General features: G+C 30.4%; 1 protein-coding gene. It reads right to left on the bottom strand.

Going from position 1 to position 1344, the window contains the following annotated elements; genetic code table 11:
- Positions 1 to 249: 249 nt before the first annotated feature.
- A complete protein-coding gene (tagU, locus tag V7124_RS26155; protein WP_335411925.1) occupies positions 250 to 1179 on the bottom strand; it encodes a polyisoprenyl-teichoic acid--peptidoglycan teichoic acid transferase TagU in 930 nt (309 codons plus the stop codon).
- Positions 1180 to 1344: the final 165 nt, after the last annotated feature.

The following is a 1344-nucleotide window of genomic DNA, read 5'->3' as shown; positions in this document are numbered from 1 at the left end:
GCTTATATGGGTTTATTATATTTTTTCTTGTATTTCTAGTATTGAAATTTTTAATTAACTTTATTAGTAGGAAGTTTATAAAACAGCAAGAAAAAAACGTAATTAGGAATACTCGCTCTAAGTAAAATAAATCCTAAGGGAACCTATAATTAATAAGAAAGACTGCTATAATTTAAAATTTAAATTTATAGCAGTCTTTCTTTAATAAAAGAAAACTCTCCCTTAACTAACCAGGAAGAGTTTTTGTATTTATTGTATATCTAAATGTGTTTTTAATTCAATTTGAATACGATCCTTTTCATCGTCTGGAATAATATAATAATAAATATCATTAATTTTTGTTCCACTACCATTTACACTCATTTGTTGTACACTACCAGCAGCACTTCGATAATTTTTTTGAATATCATTCATTTGGTCAAAAGTAAGATTGGTTCTGACATTATTACCAAGAGCTGAAAAAATACTTTGATATTTTGTAAGTGAAGAGAGACTTGCACCTTCCTTAAGAATACCCTGAATAATTTCACGCTGACGTAATTGACGGCCAAAATCACCACGTGGGTCCTCATATCTCATTTGGGTAAAAGCTAATGCTTTCTTACCATCTAATTTTATTTGCCCTTTAGGAAAGTGGTAACCATCTTGAGAAAAATCTAAATCATTGTTGACAGTTATTCCACCAACAGCATCGATTATATCTTTAAAACCATCCATGTTCACTCTAACAAAATAATCGATTGGAATATCTAAAAGGTTTTCAACTGTTTTCATTGACATTTCTTCATTACCAAATGCATAGGCATGGTTAATTTTATCTTGTGTTCCTTTTCCAATAATTTCAGTGCGTGTATCGCGTGGGATACTGAGCATTTTTACTGAATTTAATTGTGGATTAACAGCTAAGACAATCATAGTATCTGAACGTCCTTTATCTCCATTACGCTCATCAACTCCCAGCATAAGAACGGAAAACGGCTGCTTACTATCTAAAGATACTTGTTCTGGACGTTTATCGGATTTAGTCCGATCTAACGGTTTGTGCATAGTTTCTACAGCATTAGTTAAAGAGGTATATACTGAATAGGCGTATGACCCAATGCCAATTAGAAGTAGTAATAATATAATTCCAGTAACACGGAGCCATTTTTTCTTTTTCTTTGTTCGTTCAGCTCTCATTATGTTTCCTCCTAAAAAAAATCTAAAAACTATATATTAGATTAACAGATTTTGTCGAAACAATATACTTTTATTTGAAGTTGATTTTAAAATATAATGGGAAATTAATCCTATATCATAAATAACTCGTTAATTTATGGGATTGATGACTTTCTACTATTATCT

It is taken from the genome of Neobacillus niacini (assembly GCF_036961885.1).
GTDB lineage: Bacteria > Bacillota > Bacilli > Bacillales > Cytobacillaceae > Neobacillus > Neobacillus niacini_H.
The sequence above is the reverse complement of the archived record's forward strand: the minus strand, read 5'-3'. Positions and strand labels throughout refer to the sequence as shown.

What these genes read in the sequence shown, in the direction of transcription:
- tagU (WP_335411925.1), bottom strand. Translation starts at nt 1,179, where the DNA reads ATGAGAGCTGAACGAACAAAGAAAAAGAAAAAATGGCTCCGTGTTACT.